Annotated in this window: 20 protein-coding genes; 8 read left to right on the top strand and 12 right to left on the bottom strand. The window is 70.1% G+C overall.

Annotation, left to right across the window (positions count from 1 at the left end; translation table 11 throughout):
• Nucleotides 1-46: 46 nt before the first annotated feature.
• From AC1MEQ_RS18395 to AC1MEQ_RS18385, 3 genes are all read right to left on the bottom strand, one after another.
• Nucleotides 47-1,321: a CpaE/TadZ family protein gene (locus AC1MEQ_RS18395; protein ID WP_479792763.1), complete on the bottom strand. Its 1,275-nt coding sequence runs from the start codon at nucleotides 1,319-1,321 to the stop codon at nucleotides 47-49.
• Nucleotides 1,318-1,971, bottom strand: a complete 654-nt coding sequence (locus AC1MEQ_RS18390; protein WP_479792762.1) for a CpaB family protein — start codon at nucleotides 1,969-1,971, stop codon at nucleotides 1,318-1,320. Before AC1MEQ_RS18390 ends, AC1MEQ_RS18395 begins: the two co-directional genes overlap by 4 nt.
• A 146-nt stretch (nucleotides 1,972-2,117) precedes the next feature.
• Nucleotides 2,118-2,672 carry a hypothetical protein gene (locus tag AC1MEQ_RS18385; RefSeq protein ID WP_479792761.1) on the bottom strand — a complete coding sequence of 185 codons (555 nt, stop codon included), beginning with the start codon at nucleotides 2,670-2,672 and terminating at the stop codon, nucleotides 2,118-2,120.
• 131 nt (nucleotides 2,673-2,803) lie between these two features.
• On the opposite strand from AC1MEQ_RS18385, the gene AC1MEQ_RS18380 reads away from it, so the two are divergent.
• Together AC1MEQ_RS18380 and AC1MEQ_RS18375 are read left to right on the top strand one after the other, a co-directional pair.
• Nucleotides 2,804-3,586 carry a LysM peptidoglycan-binding domain-containing protein gene (locus AC1MEQ_RS18380; protein WP_479792760.1) on the top strand — a complete coding sequence of 261 codons (783 nt, stop codon included), beginning with the start codon at nucleotides 2,804-2,806 and terminating at the stop codon, nucleotides 3,584-3,586.
• 5 nt (nucleotides 3,587-3,591) lie between these two features.
• Nucleotides 3,592-4,164, top strand: a complete 573-nt coding sequence (locus tag AC1MEQ_RS18375; RefSeq protein WP_479792759.1) for an Rv3235 family protein — start codon at nucleotides 3,592-3,594, stop codon at nucleotides 4,162-4,164.
• Here the strand turns inward: AC1MEQ_RS18375 and secA are convergent.
• From secA to mtrA, 7 genes are all read right to left on the bottom strand, one after another.
• Nucleotides 4,161-6,890 carry a preprotein translocase subunit SecA gene (gene secA, locus AC1MEQ_RS18370; RefSeq protein ID WP_479792758.1) on the bottom strand — a complete coding sequence of 910 codons (2,730 nt, stop codon included), beginning with the start codon at nucleotides 6,888-6,890 and terminating at the stop codon, nucleotides 4,161-4,163. The genes AC1MEQ_RS18375 and secA overlap by 4 nt on opposite strands.
• Before the next feature lie 72 nt (nucleotides 6,891-6,962).
• On the bottom strand, nucleotides 6,963-8,186 hold the full coding sequence (locus AC1MEQ_RS18365) for a winged helix-turn-helix domain-containing protein (protein WP_479792757.1): 1,224 nt from the start codon (nucleotides 8,184-8,186) through the stop codon (nucleotides 6,963-6,965).
• 27 nt (nucleotides 8,187-8,213) lie between these two features.
• A complete protein-coding gene (gene hpf / locus AC1MEQ_RS18360; RefSeq protein ID WP_479792756.1) occupies nucleotides 8,214-8,888 on the bottom strand; it encodes a ribosome hibernation-promoting factor, HPF/YfiA family in 675 nt (224 codons plus the stop codon).
• A 127-nt stretch (nucleotides 8,889-9,015) separates the two neighbouring features.
• The gene (locus tag AC1MEQ_RS18355) at nucleotides 9,016-9,939 is read right to left on the bottom strand and encodes a ComF family protein (protein ID WP_479792755.1); all 924 of its coding nucleotides are present in this window, start codon (nucleotides 9,937-9,939) and stop codon (nucleotides 9,016-9,018) included.
• 109 nt (nucleotides 9,940-10,048) lie between these two features.
• A complete protein-coding gene (locus AC1MEQ_RS18350) occupies nucleotides 10,049-11,779 on the bottom strand; it encodes an LpqB family beta-propeller domain-containing protein (RefSeq protein ID WP_479792754.1) in 1,731 nt (576 codons plus the stop codon).
• Nucleotides 11,772-13,643 carry an MtrAB system histidine kinase MtrB gene (gene mtrB, locus AC1MEQ_RS18345; protein ID WP_479792753.1) on the bottom strand — a complete coding sequence of 624 codons (1,872 nt, stop codon included), beginning with the start codon at nucleotides 13,641-13,643 and terminating at the stop codon, nucleotides 11,772-11,774. The genes AC1MEQ_RS18350 and mtrB overlap by 8 nt, the downstream gene beginning before the upstream one ends.
• Before the next feature lie 2 nt (nucleotides 13,644-13,645).
• Complete coding sequence (gene mtrA / locus AC1MEQ_RS18340; RefSeq protein ID WP_479792752.1) at nucleotides 13,646-14,323, bottom strand: MtrAB system response regulator MtrA; 678 nt, start codon at nucleotides 14,321-14,323, stop codon at nucleotides 13,646-13,648.
• 148 nt (nucleotides 14,324-14,471) lie between these two features.
• On the opposite strand from mtrA, the gene AC1MEQ_RS18335 reads away from it, so the two are divergent.
• Genes AC1MEQ_RS18335 through AC1MEQ_RS18315 form a run of 5 tightly spaced genes read left to right on the top strand, consistent with a single transcriptional unit; the run spans nucleotide 14,472 to nucleotide 19,915 of the window.
• A complete protein-coding gene (locus tag AC1MEQ_RS18335; protein WP_479792751.1) occupies nucleotides 14,472-15,773 on the top strand; it encodes a DUF7847 domain-containing protein in 1,302 nt (433 codons plus the stop codon).
• A gap of 4 nt (nucleotides 15,774-15,777) precedes the next feature.
• Nucleotides 15,778-16,458, top strand: coding sequence for a DUF4129 domain-containing protein (locus AC1MEQ_RS18330; RefSeq protein WP_479792750.1), 681 nt, complete (start codon nucleotides 15,778-15,780; stop codon nucleotides 16,456-16,458).
• Nucleotides 16,455-17,648, top strand: coding sequence for a DUF4350 domain-containing protein (locus tag AC1MEQ_RS18325; protein WP_479792749.1), 1,194 nt, complete (start codon nucleotides 16,455-16,457; stop codon nucleotides 17,646-17,648). The genes AC1MEQ_RS18330 and AC1MEQ_RS18325 overlap by 4 nt, the downstream gene beginning before the upstream one ends.
• The gene (locus AC1MEQ_RS18320; protein WP_479792748.1) at nucleotides 17,645-18,616 is read left to right on the top strand and encodes an AAA family ATPase; all 972 of its coding nucleotides are present in this window, start codon (nucleotides 17,645-17,647) and stop codon (nucleotides 18,614-18,616) included. The genes AC1MEQ_RS18325 and AC1MEQ_RS18320 overlap by 4 nt, the downstream gene beginning before the upstream one ends.
• Before the next feature lie 6 nt (nucleotides 18,617-18,622).
• Nucleotides 18,623-19,915: a DUF58 domain-containing protein gene (locus AC1MEQ_RS18315; protein WP_479792747.1), complete on the top strand. Its 1,293-nt coding sequence runs from the start codon at nucleotides 18,623-18,625 to the stop codon at nucleotides 19,913-19,915.
• Nucleotides 19,916-19,953: 38 nt separating this feature from the next.
• Here AC1MEQ_RS18315 and AC1MEQ_RS18310 read toward each other — a convergent pair whose 3' ends face one another.
• Nucleotides 19,954-20,532 carry a dienelactone hydrolase family protein gene (locus AC1MEQ_RS18310; protein WP_479792746.1) on the bottom strand — a complete coding sequence of 193 codons (579 nt, stop codon included), beginning with the start codon at nucleotides 20,530-20,532 and terminating at the stop codon, nucleotides 19,954-19,956.
• Nucleotides 20,533-20,610: 78 nt separating this feature from the next.
• Between AC1MEQ_RS18310 and AC1MEQ_RS18305 the strand changes: the two genes are divergently transcribed.
• Nucleotides 20,611-21,651: a phosphotransferase family protein gene (locus tag AC1MEQ_RS18305; RefSeq protein WP_479792745.1), complete on the top strand. Its 1,041-nt coding sequence runs from the start codon at nucleotides 20,611-20,613 to the stop codon at nucleotides 21,649-21,651.
• Here AC1MEQ_RS18305 and AC1MEQ_RS18300 read toward each other — a convergent pair.
• Entirely contained in the window at nucleotides 21,648-22,412 is a 765-nt protein-coding gene (locus AC1MEQ_RS18300) for a uroporphyrinogen decarboxylase/cobalamine-independent methonine synthase family protein (RefSeq protein ID WP_479792744.1), read from the bottom strand. The genes AC1MEQ_RS18305 and AC1MEQ_RS18300 overlap by 4 nt on opposite strands.
• Nucleotides 22,413-22,645: the final 233 nt, after the last annotated feature.

Below are 22,645 nucleotides of genomic sequence, written 5' to 3'. Positions count from 1 at the left end.
GTGTAGCGGTGTGGACCGCTCCATTGCGGTCTCGAACTACTCAAGACTAACCTGCGGATCGACTAGCTCCCAATGCGCCCGATCCCCTGCCGAACAAGCCTGTTCTGCGCCGGACGGTCACCGAAACCAGCTCGGCAATCCGGGCCCGCAACTCGCTGTCCGGGGCGACCTCGGCCAAGACGCTTCCCTGCAGCAATGCGCGGTCGGCGGCGTCCGGATCCGAGGGCAGCAGACCGGCCATTGCGGGCCCCGGGCCGAATCGTTCCCAGGTCTCGCGCAGTGCGCGCTCCGGCGAGGGACCGACCGAGGAGCGCCGGACTCGGTTGAAGACGACGCGCGGTTCGACCTCGGGCAGGATCTCGCCGAGGTCCTCCAGCGCCTTCACCATCCGGGGCACGCCCACGCTGTCAGCAGATCCGACCGCGATGATCTCGGCTGCCACTTCCAGCACCGCCAACGTCGCGCCATTGCGTTGTGGCGCGGAGGTGTCGTAGGTCAGGTCCTCGTCGCGTTCGAGCAGGGACGCCACATCGACCACCACGAGGTCGACCCGACGGCGGACGAAGTCCAGCACGCGTGTCAGGGCCCCGGCCCGCAGCTCAGGCCACCGGTGTGGGCGGGGCAGCCCCGTGGCGACACGCAGGGTGGTCCCCCCGACGGCCACGACGGCGCAGGAGCGCTCATACCCGGCTTCGTCGAGCATTCCCTGGTCGGAGAGCCGGCAGAGTTGCGCGATACCTGCGGATTCGTCGAGCAGGCCGAGGTGGACCGCCACGCTGGATCCGTAGGTGTCGGCATCGACAAGCAGCACGCGTTGCCCGTCCATCGCCGCCTCGGCGGCCACGTTGACGGCAACGAGCGTCTTCCCGGTGGATCCGGTGGGACCCCAGACGGCAAGAACGCGCCCGGGATCGCGTGCCGGCTCGGGGGAGGTTTCCGCGGCGTGGGAGGCATGGCGGGCACCGCGCGAAGGGCGGTGGGCTCCCGAAACGAGCAGCTCGAGCAGATCGGAGACCGACTGCTCACCGGTCGTCGTCGGTTCGACGCCCAGACCCAGGCCTGTCAGCCGCTCGGCAACGTCGGGTTCGTCGGTGATGGCCACCGCCGGGACCCCGTGGAAGGCGAGCTCGTCGGCGAAGGCGGCGTCGATGTCGGCGGTCAGCCCCAGGAGCAGGGCCGCATCGGCCAACCCGGATTCGGCCAAGGCGATGACCTCGGTGAGCTCGTCGCAGTGGCGCACGATCGTCACCGGTCCACGGAGCCGTTCCAGACGGTCGGCCAGGTCGCCGACCCGTCCATAGACGACGACGGCAATGCTCATTTGGCGGCCCCGCCCGGGTTGTAGACAACAGTCATCCGTGCCTCGTTGGCAATCGCCGAGAGCATGCCCGGCAGGTTCTCGTCGGTGACAAGCAGTTCCACCACCTGGCCGGAGGCCCCACCGAATCCCGAATCGAGTTCACGTATGGCGCTGACCTCGACCGACTGGAGCAGGCGCTTGGGCTCGCCATACGTGGTCGAATTGGAGCCGCGTTCGGCAGCCCAGACATCCACGCGCGTGCCCACGCCGACGGCGACCGGAAGCACCTGGGGCAGCTCCACGGAGAGCGGTTTGCGTCCCTGCGGGTCGCGGCCCCCGACCGAGGCCACCGGCAGCAGTTCACCACTACGGATCAATGAGTTCGCCTGCAGGTCCGGGGAAGGCGGCCGTTCGGCGGAAAGGTAGCGGTCCTGGACCGCGTTCAGGCGCACGTCAACCACCCGCAGCTTCGCGGGGTCGATCTTCTGCCCGAGGGAGATGTCCTCTCGGGCCACGTACATCGGCACCGTCTGGTTCTGCAACGAGACCAACGTGAGCACCCCGGCCACCGAGACGAAGACGAGCAGGATGCCGACCAGCAGCCTGGGGTCCTTCCACCCGGGCTTGCGCAACCGGCGTGCCGGTCCGCTGTGTTCCGGCTCAATTGCCACCTTGCCTCCGCTTCCCCGGGATCTCCGGTACACAGTTCATACTGCCGGGGAAGCGGCAATTGCTGGTTCCCCTGATCGTCCACCTTAATGATCAAACCGCCCACGCCCAAGACCCGACGCGTCATCTGTGGACAACAGGCGCTCCATCACAGGTCATGCCTGAGCGCCGCAACCGATCCCAGGGGCAGCAGCGCAACGGAACGGACATCGGCATTCCGGCGGTATCCGTCGGCAGGATGCAATGCCAATCGCAGGTGATCGGCCCCGGCATGGTCCAGGGTGCCGGTACCCAGCAGGGCACCATCCACGGCCCAGACAGTCACCCTTGCGCGGTCCCGCACGAGCGACCGCAGTGCTGATCCCTGGCTGACCCGCCGCCGTACCGTGCCCTCCTCCGCGACGGCGGCACGGTGTCCCGCGATCTCAAGCGACCTGATCCCCGCGTCGACGACGAGGTACTCGGACGGCCCGTCGCGCAGCGACAGCCAGTTCACACCGACGTGCTGGAGCATCCCCCGCAGCCGTTGCCCGCCCAGCAGGTCCAAGGTGATGTCGGCCCCGACTTGACCGGCCAGATGGTCCCATAGGCGCAGTTGGGACCGCTCGATGCGGACCATCTCCTGGATCTCCACGGTCCGTTCCCGGGCACGGGCGGCGTTGAGTTGGGACTCCAGATCGGCGAACAACGATTCCCAGCGCATGAAACCACCTTATGCCCCGCGGTTCGATGAAAACCCGCACCCACTGGACAGCGACGCCGTCAAGTGCCATCATCGAATTCAAGAAGCATCAAACGACATCAAATAACATCAAAACGAATGAGATGATGAGGATGAGTTCGACAACGAGACGGGGCCCTTCAGTAGCGGTCGCACTTCCCGGGGTGCTGGTGGCGCTCTGCGGGCTGTTGCTCACTGCATGCGGCCTCGCCCTGTTGGCCGGACGCGACGAGACGACCTCAACCGCCTGGCTCTCCCCCGCCGGCCTGGACCATGGCGCAGCCCTCGTCTTCGCTGTGCTGGGTCTCGCAGTGCTCGCCTGGTGGCTGTTCAGCCTGCTCGCCGGTGTGGTCGCCGAGCTGTTGGGTCGGCGCGGCCATCACCGGGCGGCGGCCCGTGCCGCGCGGTTTTCCCCGGCGTTCATGCGGCGGCTGGCCGCCGCATTTCTCGGCGCCCACCTCCTGGTCGTCCCCGTGGCGCAGGCAGCGTCCCCCGGCGCAGTCGGGCTTCCGGGGGGCGGGCTCTCCCCCGAAACCGCCGCCACCCTGTCGGTGCCGGCCGTCGGGGCCGAATTGCCCGCTGCCACATGGAGCAGCCGGGACCTGCCCTCGCCGGCTTGGAGCCCCGAACGTCCGGCAGCACCCATGAACCGGCTGATGGGGCAGCAGAACCGCGCCGCCGCGACCGCGGAATACATCGTGGTCAAGGAGGGGGACTCCTTGTGGTCGATCGCCGCACGCGGTGCCGGTGCCGGTGCCACTGATGCAGAGATCGCCCGGGAGTGGCCGCGCTGGTATCGAACCAACCGGGCGGCCATTGGCCCGGATCCCGACTTGTTGGACATCGGAATCGTCCTGACCCCACCGCGGGCCGAACAGGACCAGAACAGAAGGTAGGAGCCATGACCGAGTCAGCACGCCCCGAGGAACAGCTTCCGAACATCGTGCCCGGACCGGGCCTTGGAGCCAGCGGGCGCACCATCGTCCCCCTGATCCGCCCCTTGCCGGTGCGCAAATTCGCCGACCTGCTGCCAGCTTCCGCCCCCGCGCGGACCGGCGGCTCACCGGCTCCCACCCCGGACGCCACGGGACACCAGCCCCCCATCCACCAGTCCGTTGAATCCGAGCGGCGCGAGGAACGGGCCCACGTCCACACCATCGTGCGCATGGTCGGCCTGGCGGCCTTCGAGTCCATGTCAGGCGTCCGGCCGGTCCACCAGCTGGCCCGGTGGCTCGAGGCAGAACAATACGAAAAACTGCGCTGCCGGGTGGCGCTGGTGGCAGCCACGCAGCCGGACGACGGCCAGCGCCTGCACCGAAACACCACCATCCGGCGCACCCGGTTGTGCCAGGTATCCCCCGGCGCCTACGAGGCCAGCTTGGTCGTGGCCGAAAACGACCGTGTCCGTGCCGCTGCGCTCCGGCTGGAGCGGCGGCACGGACACTGGAGCGTCGTGGAACTGGAGATCGGCTAGCGGCGCTTGGACTTCTTCGAGCGACGATCCGCCCGGTTGCCCGCGGCCTTGGAATCCTCCGGGGCGCCTCGCTCCACGCGCGATTCGGCCTCGCCATCCTCGCTCGGCGCGGTGTATTGCAGGGCCGCCGGGCGTGCAGGGGCCTCCAGGCCCGGGGTGTTCAGGATCGGGGTCGTCGTCGTGGACCGGGCGTCGGTGACACCGGGCAGCGACACGGGCGCCGGCTGGGCGACCTCGACCTCGAGGTTGAACAGGAACCCGACACTCTCCTCGCGAATGGATTCCATGATGGTCTGGAACATCGCGAACCCCTCCCGCTGGTATTCGACCAACGGATCGCGCTGGGCCATCGCACGCAGGCCGATGCCTTCCTTGAGATAGTCCATCTCATACAGGTGTTCCTGCCACTTGCGGCCGATGACGCTGAGCACCACCCGACGTTCGAGCTCGCGCAGGTTCTCCGGCCCGATGGCCCGCTCGCGTTCCTGGTACTGCACGCGTGCGTCCGAGAGGATCTCCTCCTGCAGGAACTCCGAGGTAATCCGGCCGGGGCCGCCACCCTCCTCCAACACCTCGTCGATGGTCAACGTGATCGGGTACAGCTGCCCGAGGTTCGTCCACAGCTGCTTCAGGTCCCAGTCATCGCCGTGGCCCTCGCTGGTTGCCTCGGCCACCATGGCCTTGACCACGTCTTCCATGAAGTGCTGGATCTGCTCCTGCAGGTCGCCACCCTCGAGGATCCGCCGGCGGTCGCCGTAGATGGCTTCACGCTGGCGGTTCATCACGTCGTCGTACTTCAGCACGTTCTTGCGCTGCTCGGCGTTGGTCGACTCCACCTGGCCCTGTGCCGTCTCAATCGCCTTCGAGACAATCTTGGACTCCAGCGCCATATCGTCGGGCATGGACGGGTTGTTCATGATCCGCTGAGCGGCGTTGGCATTGAACCGGCGCATCAGCTCATCGGTCATCGACAGGTAGAAGCGGGACTCGCCCGGGTCGCCCTGGCGTCCGGAACGGCCACGCAGCTGGTTGTCGATCCGACGGGATTCGTGGCGCTCGGTGCCGAGCACATACAGCCCACCCAGTCCGCGCACCTCCTCGGATTCGGCCTTGACCTGGTCTCGTGCGCTGGCAAAGACGTCGTCCCAGACACGTTCGTACTCCTCGGAGTCACGCTCGGGGTCCAGACCACGCTGGTCCATCGCGGCAACGGCCAGGAACTCGGCGTTGCCGCCGAGCATGATGTCGGTACCGCGGCCGGCCATGTTGGTGGCGACGGTGACGGCGCCCTTTTTGCCCGCCTGCGCGACGACTGCCGCCTCACGCGCGTGCTGCTTCGCGTTGAGGACCTCGTGGCGCACGCCCTCCTGGGCCAGCTTGCGGGAGAGGTATTCGCTCTTCTCGACGCTGGTCGTACCCACGAGGACCGGCTGCCCGGCGGCATGGCGCTCGACGATGTCCTGCGCGACGGCGTCGAACTTGGAGATCTCGTTCTTGTAGATGAGGTCGGACTGGTCCTTGCGCTGCATCGGCTTGTTCGTGGGGATCTCGACGACACCGAGCTTGTAGGTGCCCATGAACTCGGCGGCCTCGGTCTGCGCGGTGCCGGTCATGCCCGAAAGGGTCCCGTAGAGGCGGAAGTAGTTCTGCAGGGTGACGGTGGCCATCGTCTGGTTCTCGGCTTTGATCTCGACGTTTTCCTTCGCCTCGATCGCCTGGTGCATGCCCTCGTTGTAACGGCGGCCTGCCAGCGTACGACCGGTGTGTTCGTCGACGATCATGACCTCGCCGTTGATCACGACGTAGTCCTTGTCCTTCTTGAACAATTCCTTGGCCTTGATGGCGTTGTTCAGGAACCCGATGAGGGGCGTGTTGGCCGCTTCGTACAGGTTGTGAATGCCGAGGTGGTCCTCGACCTTCTCGATGCCTGTCTCCAGGACACCGACGGTGCGCTTCTTCTCGTCGACCTCATAATCGTCCTCGCGGTCCAACTTGGTCACCAGCCGGGCGAACTCGCTGAACCAGCGGTTCACATCGCCCTGGGCCTGCCCGGAGATGATGAGGGGGGTCCTGGCCTCGTCGATCAGGATGGAGTCGACCTCATCGACGATCGCGAAGTTGTGGCCGCGCTGGACGAGCTCGTCCTTGCTCCACGCCATGTTGTCGCGCAGGTAGTCGAAACCGAACTCGTTGTTGGTCCCGTAGGTGATGTCCGCCTCGTACTGCTTGCGGCGGACCGCGGGATCCTGGTTGGCCAGGATGCAGCCGGTGGTCATGCCCAGGAAGCGGAACACGCGCCCCATGAGGTCCGACTGGTATTCCGCGAGGTAGTCGTTGGTGGTGACCACGTGGACGCCCTTGCCGGAAATGGCGTTCAGGTAGGCCGGCCCGGTCGCCACGAGGGTCTTGCCTTCACCGGTCTTCATCTCGGCGATGTTACCCAGGTGCAGGGCAGCACCGCCCATGAGCTGGACGTCGAAGTGGCGCATGCCCAGGGTGCGGTCGGCGGCCTCGCGCACGGCGGCGAAGGCCTCGGGCAGCAGGGAGTCCAGGGGCTCACCGTCTTGGTGGCGTTTCTTGAAATCCTCCGTCTCGGCCCGCAGATCCGCATCCGACATGGCCCGGAATTCATCCTCAAGCACGTTGATCGCGTCGGCGTATCCGCGCAATCGCTTCAGGATCTTCTTGTCGCCGGTCCGCAGGACGCGTTCTAGCAGTGATGCCACGTGGTAGCTCCAAATCTCAGGCACAGGAATTCTGGCTTGGCCAGTCTACGGGAGACACGTTCGGGAGCCTGATTAGGTTCCTCCGCACCGTGTCCGCACCGCGCGGGCCAGTTCAAGGGACAGGCTACCCTCCGGATGGACCTGAACCGATTCCAGACCGAGCCAGCGGGCCATGAGCCACAGCTCGGCCGCCAATTCCACCGCGGTTGCGGCGGGCGCGTCGACCTCGCCATGGCTGGAGCGGACCACCAACTTGCGGTTGCCGCGGTCCGCCTTCAGGTCAACCCGGGCGACCAGCCGGTCGCCCAGCAGGAACGGCAGCACGTAGTAGCCGTACCTGCGCTGTGCGGCAGGCGTGTAGATCTCGAGACGGTAGTGGAAGCCGAAGAGTTCCTCGACGCGCCGGCGTTCGAAGACCAGGGAGTCAAAGGGGCTCAGTAGCGCCCTCCCGCGGGCGAAGCGGGGCCGGGCGGCGCCGACGTGCAGGTACTGCCGTCCCGGCCAACCAGTTACTTCCACGGGCTCGAGGACGCCTCGAGCGACTAGCCGGTCCACCGCAGGCCCGGCGGCGCGGAGGGGCAGGCGGAAGTAGTCGGCCAGGCAGCGCACGGTTCCGATGCCGTGGGCCCGAGCCGCGGTTTCCACCAGCCGCTCGGCGGATGCCGCCGCATCGTCGTCCCCGGAAGGGACCGCCGATGGCGGGAGCACCCGTGCGATGGGCGCATAGCGCCGTTCGAACTGGGCGGTGCGCCCGGCGGCACCGACTTCGCCGCCGGCGAACAGGGCTTCGAGGGCCTCCTTCACCGTGGACCAGTTCCACCCCCAGTTCGAACGGTCCACCTCCTCGCGGTGTCCGAGCCGGGAAGCGACATCGCGTGCCGTCAGCGGCCGCGATGTCTCCAGGAGTGCGAGGATTCGATCGGCCAGGTCCCGTAATTCCGGTCGCTCCGCGCTGAAGCTGCCCATCCAGGTGCGGCGCTGCCAGGGCACCAGATCGGCGAAGTGGCCGGGGCGGATGAAACTTGCTTCGTGCGCCCAGTACTCCACCATGCGGCGTGGCGATCGCGAGCCCATCCGGTCGAGGATGTCCCGGTCATAGGGACCGACGCGCGCGAAGATCGGCAGGTAGTGCGCCCGGCTGAGCACATTGACGGAGTCGATCTGGAGCAGGTGGAGGCGGTCAAAGGCGAGGCCCACCCGCCGGGCTGTCGCCGGGCCGGTGGGCCTTGCCTCATGGAGTCCCTGGGCGGCCAGCGCCACGCGTCGTGCCTGTGCCAGGGTCATCCGTTGGATCATGCGCCCAGTCTAGGGCCAGGGGCCCCTTCAGGACGCCGGCTGGGACTCACGGTAGTGGCGGGTTTCCACCGTCTCCGCATCGGAGTGGTTTTCGTCCAGGGTGATGACCCCGTAGTTCCATTGCTGGCGGCGGTACACCACGGAGGACGCGCCGGTCTCGGAGTCGACGAACAGGTAGAAGGGATGCCCAACAAGTTCCATCCGGTCCACGGCGTCGTCCACACTCATCGTTTCGGACGGGAATACCTTGCGGCGGATTTCGACGGGGCTGCCCGCCGCATTTTCCGCGGCCTCACGCCCTTGTTCGTTCAGGGTCTCCTCATGCAGCGGGATGCTGCTGCTGGCGGGCTCCAGCGTGGAGGTCGCTTGGAAGACCGCCTGGGGGGTCTGCCTGCCGTGGTGGACCTTCCTGCGGTCCCGGGCCCGGCGCAACCGCTCGAGCAGCTTGGTGAACGCCGTGTCGAAGGCTGCGAATTTGTCGGATGCCTTGGCCTCGGCACGGATGGCCGGACCGCTGCCCACCACGCTGATCTCCACTGTCAGCTGGGCCTCGGCCTGCCGGGCGTTGGGTTCCTTGGTGACCTTGACGTCGAGGCGCTGGACCTTGCTCGCCAGCTGTCCGATCTTGTCAGTCTTCTCGTCCGCGTACTCGCGGAACCGATCGGATACCGTCACGTTGCGCCCGGTGATGTTCATCTCCATGGTGTCCTCCTACTGACCTCGGGTGACACGACAGCGACTGAAAGTGTCTCCTTCCAGTCGCTGAAGATGGGTTCTTCTCCTCTTGGTGAGGTGCCCATACTCAACCGTAATCCAGGGCTCCCAATAATCAAGCCCTTCCCTCGTCCTTTTTGTGAAGCGGCTCACGCAGACCGGCCCGGGCACCGCGGGTCCTGTCCCGGACGGCCCGGGGGACCGGCGTGTCGCCGGCCCCCCGCGCCTCCGGATGGGAGCTCGGGACCGGGTCGTCCTGCCGGGGCGGTGCCGTTGCGGCCAGCACGGCTGCCCCTTCGACGTGTGCACCATCCTGCTGGAGGATCCGGTAGGCGCGCGCCAGCGTCGACCCGGTGGTCAGGACATCGTCGACCAGCAGCACCGGCCTCCCGGACACCCGCTGCCCGTGACGCAGGGCCAATGCCGCGGCACCGGTGCTCCGTGCACGTCGGCCCTTGGACTTCTGTTCGGTGGCGGCCCATGGCGGCCGGGGCAGCACCCGCAAGGCGGGCAGGACCACGACACCGGCAGGCAGCAGCCCCCGCCGTGCGACCCAATCCACCAGCACGTCCACCGGCGCGTAGCCCCGGCGGGCCCGGGCGGCTCGGCTTGAGGGAACCGGAACCAGAGCCACCGGGCCGGGTTGCGCCATGGCGGCGGTGCGGATGGCACCGGCCATCGCCGGACCCAGCACGCTGGCCAGCGAGACACGTTGGCGGTCCTTGAAGGAGAGCACGGCGGCGGAGACCTCGCGGCTGTAGACACCGGCTGCCACCACGCGAAGCGGCTCCCCGTCGGGCATCAGGGGCAGTCCTTCGGCACCGGCCTGGGCCTCGAAGGGCCGGACCGTCGCGGCCCGGAGGGCGCTCCGGCACTCCGGGCATAGCACCGCGTCCGGGGCCTCGCAGAAGACGCAGTCGCTCGGGGCCAGCACCGTGGCCAGTTCGGCAAGGGCGGCTCTGGGCCCGCACACCCAGGCGGCAAACGCCATGCGGTCCAGGGCCCGGGCCAGGCCCGCGGGCAAGCCAGGATACTCCATGCGCCCATGATCCGCTGCCCGATCCGCGCCCGGGAAGGGCGACGTGCAGGGATGTGGACCGGCCCATGCCCCCACCAGCTGCCGCGGCATCGCCGTCGTCGTGTCGGAGCTACCCCGGGTAGGCCAGCTGGGTGGCCTGGCCCTCGCGCTTCTTCCACGTCGAGAAGACCCGCGAATAGACGCCGTCGGGGGTCTCGGCGTACACCGTCCGCTGGTCGCCGGGGCCTGCGGAGATGTTCGTCATGCCCAAGAGGGGTTCGAAGGTCGTTGCCGTTCCGCTGAGCGAGATCTCCTCGGCCTGCACGGCCTGTGAATTGCTGGGCTTCATCACGATGACGGAGTCCGAGGAGCTCCATACCCCTTGTTCCACGGGGACCGACGCGTCCAGGTGCAGTGGATCGGTGAAACCCCGCGGAACGCCTTCGCTGTCGCGGATGATCCCGGTGATGTACACGCCGGGCTTGCCGTCGACCGTGGCCACGACCAATGCCCGGGCGCCATCCGGGGAGACGCGCAGCGACGTCACCTGTGCCTTGCCCATCCACCCCGAGTTGACTTGGCGTGAGGACCCGTCCTTGGATGGGTCGGACGGAGTGACGCGCACCCGGGTGCGGCCGTCGTTGCCGACGGTCCACGTCCAGCCGTGGATGTCGATGCTCGGCCTCAGCAGGTCCGTTCCGGTGACGGCAACCCGCGCGGCCCCCGCCTCGTTGACCGTGAGCATCTTGGTGCGGCTCCCGTTGAGGAATGCATAGCGGTTGTCCGCCGGTGCCATGGCGGGATCGCGCGGGTTGTACGCCGAGATGTCCTGGACCCCGCCCACGGGCACGACGCCGTTGCCCTGGTAGAAGACCAGGGCCTGCTTCGCGATGGCGATCTGCGTGTTCGGCACCGAAGCGTCCACGATCGCCTTCTCGAATCCCTCCGCCACGTTGCCCAGGCTGACGGCACGCTGGCCGACGGTCATGGACACCGAACGGATGTTCTGCACCTGCCCCAGTGTCAGTTCGAGCTGCTGCTGCATCTGCTGGCGCTGCAGCTCGGTGGCATCCGCGAAGGTCGAGACGTTCAGGTCCACCGTGGCCCGGCGGGAGTCCACCGGAACCGATGCGCGGGCCAGCGCGCTGCCCTCGGGGAACGCGCTGGTGACGGCGTTGCGCAGGTAGGGTGCCGGACCGGAGAGCAGCGCCGTGACGATCGTCGCCGGCACGCCCTGTCGTTTGGCGAACCAGCGGTAGTCGGCGATGGCGTACGTCTTGGTGGCGTCGTAAAAGTACAACGGATACGCCGAGAAGAGCACGGCGAAGTTGCCCTCCTCGATCATGGTGCCGTTGGGGACCTTGGAAAGCCTCCATTGCCCGTCGACCTTCACGAGCTTGATGTCAGCCGACACCGTGGACTGCCCCTCCTTGCGGGTGAGCAGCCCGTGTTCGTCGATGCTGGAGGTTGCCGCCACCTCGACGGTGTAGCTGCCCTCCTCGACGTTTTCCACGATGTTCGGTTCGGACGCGTAGACCACCGTCCGGTCCGCAGCCCGCCATTCGCGCGAGAGCTCCGGTGCGAGGTATTCGCGGGCGACGCTGTAGTCGTCCTTCGGGGCGATGCCCGCCCGCATGAACCCTTCAATGATCTGCTGCGGCGAGGCGTCCTGGGACGGACCCGGCGGATCGAAGGTGTAGGTGAAGTCGGATTGGCCGGCGGCCTCCGGGGCACTGGTCCCCACCGGCCCGGAGCTGGGGATGGAGGCGCAGCCGGTGAGCACCAGCAGGGCGGCCACCAGCGCGGCCACCAGCATCCGGGTGCGGGTCCCGCCGTCGTTCCGTGCGATGGGCTTAGGCATGCCGTCCTCCCTGGTTCCCCGTCTCCGGTTCGTCGTCGGCCGTGGCGTCGAGCTCGTGGAGCGCCTCGCCGTCCCCGCCGTCCCGCGCGGGGACGGCTCGTTCGGCCGGCGGGACAGCACGCAGGATGCTTCCGGGCAGGGCGAACCCCCCGGAGGGCAAGGTCGGCAACGAGGCGGTGTGCGGGCTCGACTCCTCGATGCTCAAGGCCTGCCCGAGGGTCATGCGCGAGTGCGGTGTCAGTGGCAGCGGCGAGGAGCCGACCGGATCGCCAAGGTTGCGGGCCAGGGTCAACCGGAAGCAGGCGCCGTCGCCCTTCTCGCCCCACGCCTGGAGCCACCCGCCGTGGAGCCGGGTGTCCTCGGTGGCGATGGACAGGCCGAGCCCGCTGCCGCCGGTCGTGCGGGCGCGGGCGGGGTCACCGCGCCAGAACCTGTCGAAGACCCGTGCGGCCTCCTCCGGGTCCATGCCGATGCCGTGGTCACGTACGGTGACGGCGACCGCGTGCTCGTCCTGCGCCACGGTGATGTCGATCGGCTGGCCCTCGCCGTGTTCGACGGCGTTCATCACCAGGTTGCGGATGATGCGTTCGATGCGCCGCGGATCCATCTCGACCATGCATCCGTCGTCGGGGGCGTGGACGCGCAGCTCGGACCCGAGGTTCTCGGCGTGCAGGCTGGCGGTCTCCACGACGCGGCGGACCACCGGGACCAGGTCCAGGATATCGGCGTCGAGCACGGCGACACCGGCGTCGAAGCGGGAGATCTCCAGCAGGTCGTTGAGCAGGGTCTGGAACCGCTCGACCTGGTTGTAGAGCAGTTCGGCCGAGCGCCGGTTGATCGGGTCGAAGTCCTCCCGGGCGTCGTGCAGGACCTCGGCGGCCATGCGCACGGTGGTCAGCGGGGTGCGCAGCTCATGGGAGACATCGGAGACGAACCGCTGCTGCATCTGCGAGAGCGTGGCCAGCTGGGTGATCTGGTCCTGCAGGGACGTGGCCATCCGGTTGAAGGACGTCCCGAGGCGGGCGATCTCGTCCTCGCCGTGGACCTCCAGTCGTTCCTGCAACTCGCCGGCGGCCAGCTTCTCGGAGACCATCGCCGCGTTGGAGACCGGGCGCACGACCAGCCGGGTGGTGTACCAGGCGATCCCGCCGGTGACGCAGAGCAGCAGGATGCCGCCGATCGCCAGCACGCGGTGGATGAAATCCAGCGTCTGCTGCACCGACTCCAGGTCGTAGACCAGGTAGAGCGCGTATTCGCGGCCCGGCGGGAGCTGGACCTTCGTGCCGAAGGCCAGCCCGGGCGAGTCGTAGGTGGCGTGCGGGAAGCTGATCGATTCCCAATAGACCCCGGGGTTGTCGCGCACCGTGACGGACAGCGAATCGGGGATCACCGCAGTGGTCAGCCCGCCGCTGGCGGTGTTGGTGACGTAGATGTTCTCCGAGGACGGCAGCGGCGTCAGGATGAAGTCGCGTTGGACGCTGGCCCCGTCGCCCTCGACGAGCTTGAGGGTGTCGTTGACGAACGCGACGGTGCTGGAGCGGTCGGTGGTGGCCGCCGACTCGAAGTTCGACTTGACCTGGTTCAGGCCGCGGACCGATTCCTCCTGGACCTGGCCGAACCGTTCCTGGAACAGTCCGTCGGCGATCTGGTTCGACAGGAAGATCCCGGCCCCGAGCATGGCCAGGGCCGAGAGCAGCACGGTGGTGGCCACGGCCCGCAACTGCAGGGAACGCCGCCACGCGGTGACCAGCCTGCGCCAACGTGCAGCGCCGCGTTCGAGGAACGTACGCACGCCCGGGGGGCGGGGCGGAGGCGGCTCCCCGGACGGTTCCGCCGCCGGTGCCGCAGCGGCGGAGGTCTCCATGCTCAGCCTTGGCCGGCCTTGTACCCGACGCCGCGGACGGTGAGGACCACTTCGGGGTTTTCCGGATCCGTTTCGACCTTGGAGCGCAGCCGCTGCACATGGACGTTGACCAGCCGCGTGTCGGCGGCATGGCGGTAGCCCCAGACCTGTTCGAGCAGCAGCTCGCGCGTGAAGACCTGCCAGGGCTTGCGGGCCAGGGCGACGAGCAGATCGAATTCCAGCGGCGTCAGGGAAATCATCTCGCCACCGCGCGTCACCGAGTGCCCGGCCACATCGATGACCAGGTCGGCGATCTTCAGCGTCTCCGGGGCGTGCTTCTCCCCCGGCCGCAGCCGGGCGCGGACCCGTGCGATGAGCTCGGCCGGCTTGAAGGGCTTCGGCACGTAGTCGTCGGCCCCCGATTCCAGGCCGCGCACGACATCCGCGGTATCCGACTTCGCGGTCAGCATGACGATCGGGATATCCGCCTCGGCACGGATCAACCGGCAGACCTCGATCCCGTCCATCCCCGGAAGCATCAGGTCCAGCAGGACCAGATCGGGCTTGACCTCGCGGAACGTATCCAGCGCCTGGGCGCCGTCGTAGCAGAAGACCGGATCAAAGTCGTCGTTCCGCAGCACGATGCCGATCATCTCGGCCAGCGCCTCGTCGTCGTCGACCACCAAAACTCTGGCCTTCATGGCACCCCTTTTCCGTTCATGCGTCTCGCCGGTGTCCAACATTCCTGCAGTCCACTATAGGGGGCACCGGTGCGCCCACCACCTGCGGCACACCGCATCCGGCTAGGCTGGTTTGGACACCGACGCGATACAAGGGGCACCAACCGCCATGACCGACGACCCGGACCACCCGGACCACCGGCCCGAACCCCCCGCCGGGGAAGGCGCCGACCCGTCGGCCGGTCGCGGCCAACCCGCAGCACCCGGCCCGGTGCCCGGGGGATTCGCGCCCCCGGCCTCCCCCGGTCCGCAGGCCCCGGCCCCGCAGGGCTGGGGCGCCCCTCCATCCGGCGCCTGGGGCGCGCCGTCGGCATCGGGCGGACCGGGGATGCCACCGGGCCGCGGGCTCCCACCGGGGATGCCGGCCGCCCCCCGGGGGTACGCACCGCCTCCCAAGCCGGGGGTCGTCCCGCTGCGCCCCCTGGGCATCGGCGACCTGCTCGACGGCTCGTTCCAGGCGATCCGCCGCAACGCCGGCGCCACGCTGGGCCTGTCGGTGATCGTCCAGCTCTTCGTCGGCGTCGTGACCGCGCTGGTGACGCTCCCCCTGTTCGCGGTCGTCGGCACCCCCGGCGTCCTGGCGGGCGCCGACCCCGACTTCGGCGCCCTGGCCGGCTCGCTGGCCACCCTGGTCGGCGGCAGCCTGCTCGCCGCCCTGGTCTCCGTTTTCCTCCTGGTCATCGTGCAGGGGGCCGTCACCGTCCCGGTGCTACGGGCCGTGCTGAACCGCAAGACCCGGTTCGGCGAGGCGCTGCGGATCCTGCGCCCCTCCATCGGACGCCTGCTGCTCGTGGCCCTGCTCTACCTGGGCGCCGGGCTGGCCACGCTGCTGCTCTGCGCCGGCATCATCACCCTGGTGGCCCTGAACTCCAGCACGGGCGCCGCCTTCACCACCGCGGCCATCGTCCTGGTCCTGGCCTTCGGGGCCGCCGTGTGGATCGGCGTCCGGATCACATTCACGGCACACGCAGTGGTCGCCGAGGACCTGACCGTGCGCCGCGCGCTGGCCCGCTCCTTCACCCTGGTCAGGTCCTCCTGGTGGCGGTGCTTCGGCATCGTGCTGCTGACCGGGATCATCGTCGGGGTGGTCACCAGCCTGATCACCTCGCCGCTGAGCCTGGCCGGCGGGATGATCGGCGGCTTCATGTCGCCCGAGGACCCCGGCGCCCTGATGGACTTCCTGGTCAAGTTCAGCTTCATCACGACCATCCTGACCGCCCTGGCCACGGGTCTGGGATTCGCCTACCAGTGCGCGGTGACCACCCTGCTGTACACGGACCTGAGGATCCGCCGCGACGGATTCGACATGGCCCTGCTGCGCGAATTCGACACCGGCATCGACGCCCCGATCCCGGGGCTGGACCGGACCGGTCCGTCCGGGTACGACGCCGGCGCCCCCGGGCCCCGCTGATCGGATGCCCTTCCCCGTCCCCGGCTTGGTGAACGCCCCGGTCTACGACCCGGACCGCGATGCGGCCACCCGCGACCTGGCCCGTGAGCTGGCCCGCCGCGAATACGCCCAGGCCATCCCGAACCCGATCCTTCAGTTCCTGGGCCGGCTCTGGGCGGATTTCCTGGCCTGGGTGGATTCGCTGAACGCGCTGGCCCCGAACCTGGGCTGGCTGGTGGTCCTGCTGGTCCTGGCAGCCGCCATCGCCGTCGTCGTGGTCTTCGTCAGGCCCCGGCTGCGCCGCCGGGCCGCCGCCGCCGCGCCGGTGGGGGCCCCGGTGGGGCTCGACGCCGCACTCGACGCCGCCGGGTACCGCCGGCGGGCCGATCGCGCGCTGCTCTCGGCTGACCACGCCACCGCAGTTCTCGAACGCTTCCGCGCCCTCGTCGCACGCGCGGAGGAACGCACCCTGTTGGACCCCCAACCGGGCCGCACCGCCACCGAGGTCGCCCTGGCCCTGGGCCGGTCCTTCGGCGACGCCTCCGCCGAGCTGGTGCGGGCGGGAACACTGTTCAACGCGGTGCACTACGGGCACCACGAACCGACGGCGGCCGACGCCCGCTGGCTCGCCGCCCTCGAGGAACGGCTCTCCATGGCCGCACCGACCACGGGCGCGGACGACGCGCCGCTGGCGGTCCCCCGATGACGCGGCTCTCCGACGGCGAACGCCTGCAGCTGGCTGCCCCGCCGGCCAGTGCCGGCTCGACATGGCGCCGCCGCTGGCGGGCGGCACGGCTCTGGGTCGTGATCGCCGTGCTGGTCGGGCTCGCAGCGCTCTACTACGCCCTGGCCCAGGGGGCCGACGACGGCCGGGCCCTGAGCCCGCGGAACCCTGCCCCCGACGGCGGCCAGGCGGTCGCCCGGGTCCTCGCGGACCACGGGGTCGCCGTCGGGCAACCCCAGGACCTGGATGCCGCTCTGGCCGCCCTGGCGGCTTCCGGCGGCCATGCGACCCTGCTGCTGCACGACCCGCAGGCCTACCTGGGGCGCGGCCAGCTCGCCGAACTGGCCCGGGCCTCGCAGCGCACGGTGCTCGTCAGCCCGGGAAGCCCCCAGCTGCGCGCCTTTGCCCCCGGCATCCACCCGGCCGGCGTCGTCCCCGAGGACGCCGGCTCCCCCGTGGAGTCCGGCTGCGCACTGGGTGCCGCAGCCCAGACCCGCAACGCGGCCGCCGGCGGGAAGATGTACCGGGCCGCCACCGGCTGCTTCGCCTACGCGACCTCCGCCGGGCCCGCCTACGGCTACGCCGTCGAGGGCACGACGACGGTGCTCGGCAACCCCGACTACCTCGCCAACGGGCAGGTGCTGGCCTTCGACCATGCGCCCCTGGCCCTGCGGACGCTCGGCGCCGAACCCACCCTCGTGTGGTACCAGCCGACCATCGCCGACCACGTCTCCACCGGCCCGGCGGCAAACCCGTTCGAGCTGCTCCCGGACTGGGTCTCCCCCGCCCTGGCCTGGTTGATGGTCTTCGGGGTGCTGGCCATCTGCTGGCGCGCCCGCCGCGATGGGCCGCTGGTGCCCGAGCCGCTGCCCGTCACCGTGCCCGCGTCCGAGACCGCCGAGGGCCGGGCCCGGCTGTACCGCGATGGCCACGCCGTCGACGCCGCCGTCGCGGCGCTGCGTTCGGCCTCGTTGGGCCGGCTGGCCGCCCACCTGCGGCTGGGGCACGGCAGCAGCGCCGATTCCATCGTCGCCACCGCCGCCAAGGAGTCCGGGATTTCCGGCACGCGGCTGCGGCGCCTCTACTTCCCGGACCAGGTGGCCAGCGAGGCCGCCCTGGTCGCGTGGGCCCAGGAACTGCACACCGTCGAAAAGGAGATCGGTATCCCGTGAGCGAACAAGTCAAAGAGGCCGATGCGGTCCGCCAGGCACTGCTCGATGTGCGCCATGAGGTGTCCAAGGCCGTCGTCGGCCAGGACGCCACGGTCACGGGGCTGCTGATCGCCCTGCTCGCGCAGGGCCACGTGCTGCTGGAAGGAGTCCCCGGCGTCGCGAAGACCCTGATGGTGCGCACCCTCTCGGCGGCCCTGGACCTGGACACCAAGCGGGTCCAGTTCACCCCCGACCTGATGCCCGGGGACGTGACCGGTTCGCTCGTCTACGACACGGGCACCGCCGATTTCAGCTTCCGCGAGGGGCCGGTGTTCACCAACATCCTGCTCGCCGACGAGATCAACCGGACGCCGCCGAAGACGCAGGCCTCGCTGCTCGAGGCCATGGAGGAGCGCCAGGTCAGCGTCGACGGGGTGTCCCGCCCGCTGCCGCAACCGTTCATCGTGGCCGCCACGCAGAACCCGGTGGAATACGAGGGCACGTATCCGCTGCCCGAGGCGCAGTTGGACCGGTTCCTGCTGAAGCTGACCATGGACCTGCCGGAGCGGGACGACGAGATCGAGATCATCCGCCGCCACGGTGCCGGGTTCGATCCGCGGGACCTCGCCGCCGCCGGCGTCACCGCGGTCGCGGACGCCGCCGACCTGGATGCCGCGCGGGCCGCGGTCGCCACGGTGACGGTCTCCCCCGAGGTCATCGGCTACATCGTCGACATCGTGCGGGCCACCCGCAATGCACCGAGCTTCCAGCTCGGCGTCTCCCCGCGCGGGGCGACCGCCCTGCTGAACACGGCCCGGGCGTGGGCGTGGCTGTCGGGCCGGGACTTCGTGGCACCGGATGACGTCAAGGTCCTCACGCTGCCGTGCCTGCGCCACCGCGTGTCCCTGCGCCCGGAGGCCCAGATGGACGGGGTCGGCGCCGACGACGTGCTGCAGTCGATCCTGGCCACCGTGCCGGTCCCCCGCTAGGCCGGCATGGCCCTGCACCGACGATTCGTCTGGCTGGCCCTGGCCGGGCTGCTCCCCGTCATCCTCTGGCCCGGCGGCGCGACGATCGCCGCCACGCTTTTCGTGCTGCTGGCCGCCGCCGGGCTCGACGTCCTGCTCGCCGCCTCCCCGCGCAGCGTGGTCATCGAGCGCGCCATTCCGCGCAGCGTCCGGCTGGGGGAACCGGCCACGGCACACCTGTACCTGCGCAACACGGGATCCCGGCGCCTGCGCGGCCGGGTGCGAGATGGCTGGCAGCCCTCGGCCGGGGCCACCGGCACCCGGTTCGCCCTGGACCTGCCGCCCGGGGAGCGGCGCGGCTTCGCCATCGGCCTGCTCCCGGTGCGCCGCGGGGACCTGTCCGTACACCACACCACGCTCCGCTCCGCGGGGCCGCTGGGCCTGGCCTCCCGCCAGCTCACCCACCCCAGCCCGGGCGCGGTGCGGGTGTTGCCGCCCTTCCATGCCAAACGCCACCTGCCCTCCAAGCTGCAGCGGCTGCGCGAACTCGACGGCCGGGCCGCGATCCAGGTCCGCGGGGCCGGCACCGAATTCGATTCGCTGCGCGACTACGTCCGCGGGGATGATGTGCGCTCCATCGACTGGCGGGCCACCGCGCGCCGGCAGAACGTCGTGGTGCGGACGTGGCGGCCCGAACGCGACCGGCGGGTGGTGATCGTGCTGGACACCTCGCGTACCTCAGCGGCACGGATCGCCGACGAGCCGCGCCTGGACACGGGGATCGAGGCCTCGCTGCTGCTGGCGGTGCTGGCCGAGCGGGGCGGGGACCGGGTGGACTTTTTGGCCTATGACCGCCGGCCCCGGGCACGGGTCGAGTCGGCCTCCAAGGGCGTCATGCTCACCCAGCTGGTCGAGTCGATGGCCCCGCTGGAGCCGGAGCTGATCGAGGCGGACTTCTCCGGGCTGCCGGCCCAGGTGCGGGCGATCTCCTCGCACCGTTCGCTGCTGGTGCTGCTGACCGCACTGGATTCCGGGGCCGTCGAGGAGGGCCTGCTGCCGATCCTGCCGGCACTCACGTCCCAGCACGTGGTGGTCATCGCCGCGGTCCGGGACCCGGAACTGGACGTGTTGGCCGCCGATGTCTCCGACACCGCCGCCGTGTACCGGGCCGCCGCGGCGGCCCGGACGCTGCAACAGCGCGAGGCGCTGAAGGACCAGTTGCGGGCCGTGGGCGCCGAAGTGGTGGACGCCGCACCGCTTGAGCTGCCCCCGGTGCTGGCGGACACCTACATCCGGCTCAAGGCGACCGGCCGGCTCTGAGCGCCGTGCCGCGGCCCGCCGGCCCCCGGCCCTGCGGATCAGTGGGAGCCGAGGAATTGCAGGACCCGGGCCAGCATCTCATCGGTGGCCCCGGCGTCGTACTCCGGCGTGGAGGAGTCCGCAAAGAAGTGCGCACCCCCCGGGTAGAGGAACATCTCGCCCTGGGCTGCCTGCCCGATGAGTTCGCGGGCCGCGTCGATGTCGCCCGAGTCCACGAATTCCGGGTCGGTTTCGGTGGCGTGGATCTGCACGGGAACGCCGTCGGGCCAGGTGGCGGAGAACTCGGTGACCGGTACGCAGGAGGCGATGAACAGGGCGCCGGCCGCGCCGGGACGGGTCTGGGCGAGCTTCTGGGCCGGAAGCACCCCCATGGAGTACCCGGCGTAGACCAGCTCGGCGCCGAGGCCCTCCACGGCCCGGGCGCCGCGGTCGATGACCTCGTCGAAGCCGATCTCGGTGGAGGCGTGGCGGACGCCGGCCTCGATGGTGTCGAACCGGGCGCCCTCGAACAGGTCGGGCGTGTGCACGGTGTGTCCGCCGGCGCGCAGCAGCTCGGCGAATGCCTCGATCCCCGGGGTCAGCCCGAGCACGTGGTGGAATAGGACGACGTCGGCCATGGTGGTTTCCCTCGGTTCGGTCTGCGGTCTTCGGTCTGTCGGCGGGCCGGTGGACCCTGTCCCAGAATGGTGCACAACATGGAACACGGCAAGGTCGGCGACCCGCCCGCTGCGGCTCCCGGCGGGTTCGCCATCGATTACGCGGCCACGGCGCGGCGCCCGGACCTGGAGGACCTGCCGGCCGGGGTGCAGGCCACCATCAGGGGCTGGGCCGGGGGACGCGTCGAGGGGGTCCGCATCGCCGGAGGCGGGTTCACCCACGGTTTCGCCGCACTCATCGGGGGCCCGCGCCCGCTCTTCGTGAAGGCCATCGCCCTCGCCGACCGGGACATCGCCCCGGCCTACGAACGCGAGGCCGGGGTGCTCGCGGCCTTGCCGTCCGGGGCTCCGATCCCCGCCCTGCTCGAGCACCGTGTCGTCGAGGGGTGGCGGCTCTTCGCCACGACGCCGGTGGCCGGCCGCATGCCCGGTTCGCCCTGGACGCTGGTGGATGCCCGGGCGGTGCACGACTCCGCGCTCCTGGCCAACTCCGTCCTGGCCACCGCGGCACCGCACACGCTGGGGTTCCCCGGCACCCTCGCCGGGCAGTGGACGGCGTTCCTCGCTGGACTGGACGGCGGGCACGCGGTGATCGGCCCCGGATGCCGCCCGGACTTCCTGCCGACGTGGTTCCGCGGCGTGGACGGCGACGCACTGGCCGAGTGGATCCTGGCCGCGGCCGCCCGTGCGGGCACCGCACTGGCCGGCACGACGCCGCTGAACAACGACCTGCGTGCCGACAACGTCGTCATCGCCGCGGATCCGGTGGAGGGTTTCCCCGCTGGAACCGCCTGGATCTGCGACTGGAACTACCTGGCGCTGGGCCCCGGCTGGGCCGACTGGGTGATCCAGTGGCCCGCCTTGCACGATGACGGCCTGCCGCTGGACCGGATCACCGGCTGGGAGTTGACCCGGGACGTGGAGGGCGCGGACGTCGACACCTGGCTGGCGGCGGTGTTCATCTACTACGCCGAGGCCGGTGACCGGGAGCCGATCCCGACGAGTCCGGACCTGCGTCGGCACCAGCAGCTGTGCGCCCGGCAGACGCTGGCGCTGCTGGGGGTCCGGGCCGGTTCCTAGCCGCCGACGCGCAGCTGGTCCAGGGCGTCTGCCATCTGCGTGAGGCGATGCAGGACGCGGCGGACGGTGTCCGGGGTGGTGTGTTCCAGGCCGGGGGCCGGCATCAACGTCAGTGCCCCGAGTTGGGCGTCGGGAACCCCGATCATCTGCAGGGGCCGGTGGATCCGCTGCACCGCCGCGGTGACGCCGGGCAGGTCGTCCGAGGGATCCAGGGCCTCCAGCCACAGCTGGCCGCCCTGGTCGACGAGTTCTGCCATCCGCTCCCAGGCACCCATGCCCGCCCCGGCACCGAGCACAAGCGTGTCGAAGCCGGCCGCCATGGCGTCGTCGACGAGGTCGCGCCAGGTGGTGCCACCGGTTGTGGGTGCGGACGGGAAACCGGGTCCCGGGGACAACACGACCGTTTCGGCCCCCGCAGCCCGCAGCCCCCGGACGAGGTCCGACCAGTGGCCGGTGGCCTCGTGCCGGGGCATGGCCCGCAGGGTGCGGTAGCCGCTGGCCGTGGGGACGGCGCCACCCAGGACGGCGGCGGCCTCGGGTTCCTCCACGATGACGGTCAACGGCCCGGCGCCGGTCACGCGCCGGACGTCGCGCAGGTGCCCGGCTGCCCCGTCCGCCAGGGATGCGGCGAGATCGCGGCGGGCACCGGCGTCGGACAGGATCTTTTCCCCGTGGTGCAGGGAGACGCCGGCGGCCAGCGAGAGCGGGCCGCGCAGCTGGACCTTGAGGGGTCCGGCGGCGGTGCCGGCCTCGCCGATCACGTCGGCGAGGACGCCCAGGTCGCCGGAGAGGGCGGACGCTGCACGCCGGTGGTCGAGGCCGGGGCGTTCGGTGAGCCGCCAGCCGTGCGGTTGGACGTCGGCGTAGAGCTCGGTGAGCAGCGCGATGGTGCGGCCGACGGCGTCGGATCCGACGCCCCGGCCGGGAAGCTGGACCAGGTGCGGCAGGTGCGGGTCGCCGAGTTCGCCGCGGATGATGCGGGCGGCCTCGAGCG

The sequence above is a fragment of the Arthrobacter sp. ASL1 genome (assembly GCF_056680475.1).
Note: the sequence above shows the minus strand (reverse complement) of the source record. Positions and strands in the feature narration are given on the sequence as shown.

What these genes read in the sequence shown, in the direction of transcription:
- AC1MEQ_RS18395 (WP_479792763.1), bottom strand. Translation starts at nt 1,321, where the DNA reads ATGAGCATTGCCGTCGTCGTCTATGGACGGGTCGGCGACCTGGCCGAC.
- AC1MEQ_RS18315 (WP_479792747.1), top strand. Translation starts at nt 18,623, where the DNA reads ATGGCCCTGCACCGACGATTCGTCTGGCTGGCCCTGGCCGGGCTGCTC.
- mtrA (WP_479792752.1), bottom strand. Translation starts at nt 14,323, where the DNA reads ATGAAGGCCAGAGTTTTGGTGGTCGACGACGACGAGGCGCTGGCCGAG.
- AC1MEQ_RS18310 (WP_479792746.1), bottom strand. Translation starts at nt 20,532, where the DNA reads ATGGCCGACGTCGTCCTATTCCACCACGTGCTCGGGCTGACCCCGGGG.
- AC1MEQ_RS18350 (WP_479792754.1), bottom strand. Translation starts at nt 11,779, where the DNA reads ATGCCTAAGCCCATCGCACGGAACGACGGCGGGACCCGCACCCGGATG.
- AC1MEQ_RS18355 (WP_479792755.1), bottom strand. Translation starts at nt 9,939, where the DNA reads ATGGAGTATCCTGGCTTGCCCGCGGGCCTGGCCCGGGCCCTGGACCGC.
- AC1MEQ_RS18375 (WP_479792759.1), top strand. Translation starts at nt 3,592, where the DNA reads ATGACCGAGTCAGCACGCCCCGAGGAACAGCTTCCGAACATCGTGCCC.
- AC1MEQ_RS18335 (WP_479792751.1), top strand. Translation starts at nt 14,472, where the DNA reads ATGACCGACGACCCGGACCACCCGGACCACCGGCCCGAACCCCCCGCC.
- hpf (WP_479792756.1), bottom strand. Translation starts at nt 8,888, where the DNA reads ATGGAGATGAACATCACCGGGCGCAACGTGACGGTATCCGATCGGTTC.
- AC1MEQ_RS18325 (WP_479792749.1), top strand. Translation starts at nt 16,455, where the DNA reads ATGACGCGGCTCTCCGACGGCGAACGCCTGCAGCTGGCTGCCCCGCCG.
- mtrB (WP_479792753.1), bottom strand. Translation starts at nt 13,643, where the DNA reads ATGGAGACCTCCGCCGCTGCGGCACCGGCGGCGGAACCGTCCGGGGAG.
- AC1MEQ_RS18380 (WP_479792760.1), top strand. Translation starts at nt 2,804, where the DNA reads ATGAGTTCGACAACGAGACGGGGCCCTTCAGTAGCGGTCGCACTTCCC.
- AC1MEQ_RS18330 (WP_479792750.1), top strand. Translation starts at nt 15,778, where the DNA reads ATGCCCTTCCCCGTCCCCGGCTTGGTGAACGCCCCGGTCTACGACCCG.
- AC1MEQ_RS18365 (WP_479792757.1), bottom strand. Translation starts at nt 8,186, where the DNA reads ATGATCCAACGGATGACCCTGGCACAGGCACGACGCGTGGCGCTGGCC.
- AC1MEQ_RS18305 (WP_479792745.1), top strand. Translation starts at nt 20,611, where the DNA reads ATGGAACACGGCAAGGTCGGCGACCCGCCCGCTGCGGCTCCCGGCGGG.
- AC1MEQ_RS18385 (WP_479792761.1), bottom strand. Translation starts at nt 2,672, where the DNA reads ATGCGCTGGGAATCGTTGTTCGCCGATCTGGAGTCCCAACTCAACGCC.